Annotated in this window: 2 protein-coding genes; both read left to right on the top strand. The window is 34.0% G+C overall.

Going from position 1 to position 1,088, the window contains the following annotated elements; genetic code table 11:
• Positions 1-140: 140 nt before the first annotated feature.
• On the top strand, positions 141-431 hold the full coding sequence (locus tag H4J52_RS02925) for a hypothetical protein (protein WP_182176751.1): 291 nt from the start codon (positions 141-143) through the stop codon (positions 429-431).
• Between the two features lie 122 nt (positions 432-553).
• Positions 554-850 carry a hypothetical protein gene (locus tag H4J52_RS02920; RefSeq protein ID WP_182224190.1) on the top strand — a complete coding sequence of 99 codons (297 nt, stop codon included), beginning with the start codon at positions 554-556 and terminating at the stop codon, positions 848-850.
• The last annotated feature ends 238 nt before the right edge of the window (positions 851-1,088 follow it).

The following is a 1,088-nucleotide window of genomic DNA, read 5'->3' as shown; positions in this document are numbered from 1 at the left end:
GGTATCTGTTATTCGCAGGTATGGTAAATAATTCACATAACAAGTTGCTCAAACGGACACGTACAGTTTGCTCGCGCTCCGCGCATTTTAGCAAATTGTACTTAGCCGCTTAGCAAAGCGTTATACGTTTAAGGATATTTATGGAGATTAAGGCTTGTCCAGAATGTACAAAAAGGATTTCGCGCAGTTGGTATGTCTTTAGTGGATTAAATGAATCTTATAGTTGTATTCATTGTTCAGCTCTTATTAAGTGGAATGATAATGCTTATTTTTTTAGAATTTCTCAAATTGTTTTATTTGTAATATTATTCTATTCGTTTTTTACTTTATCTAAAATTATTGGTGTAGGTTTTTTATTAGCTCTTTCTCTTACAGAAGTAATCTCAAACTTTATTCCATCTAAATGGCTTGTTAAGTTGGGTAATAAATAAACGTATAACAAGCCATTCAAGCAGGACTTTTAACAGTTGGTTAGGTTCCGCTTCGCTACACATTATAACCAACAATTAAAAGCCACTTAATGGGGCGTTAGGTAACTAAAGGAGTAGCTATCATGCCCGGAGAAATTGTTGGAGAAGTATTTTCTGGGATTTTCAGGTTCATCTTCAGATTATTTGTCGAAATAATAGTCGAGATATTTATAAAAGGCTTGGGCTATCTAATTTATCGCCCATTCAATAAAAACGTAGATCCTGATGGATTTAGAGTAGCAATTTTAGGTTTAGTTATTTGGGTCTTAATTTTCTTTGCTGCCTATGAGATTATGGCATTTATGGAAATTGATAGTTGCTTAGATTCTGGTGGTAGTTACAATTACCAACTTGATTCTTGTGAACAAAGTATCAATTAAATCAGGCTTTTGTGGTAACCGTTACCTAACAAGCCATTCAAGCAGGACAAATAACAGTTGGCTATTTGCTCCTTCGTCGCTTATTTTAGCCAACCATTATTTGCCTCTTAATGGGGCGTTATGCGGCATTGCGAATTCGATTAAATGTAATTGTGGTATTTGTCTTTTCTTTATCTTGGTTATTTACGTGTAATTAAATCTATTTTAGTTTGTGGTTAAATAGTTTTTTCGCCAAAGC

It is taken from the genome of Colwellia sp. MB02u-14 (genome assembly GCF_014076915.1).
Lineage (GTDB): Bacteria > Pseudomonadota > Gammaproteobacteria > Enterobacterales > Alteromonadaceae > Colwellia_A.
Note: the sequence above shows the minus strand (reverse complement) of the source record. Positions and strands in the feature narration are given on the sequence as shown.

Bases quoted from the DNA above. Each gene is read 5' to 3' on its own strand.
- H4J52_RS02925 (WP_182176751.1), top strand. From the start codon at position 141: ATGGAGATTAAGGCTTGTCCAGAATGTACAAAAAGGATTTCGCGCAGT.
- H4J52_RS02920 (WP_182224190.1), top strand. From the start codon at position 554: ATGCCCGGAGAAATTGTTGGAGAAGTATTTTCTGGGATTTTCAGGTTC.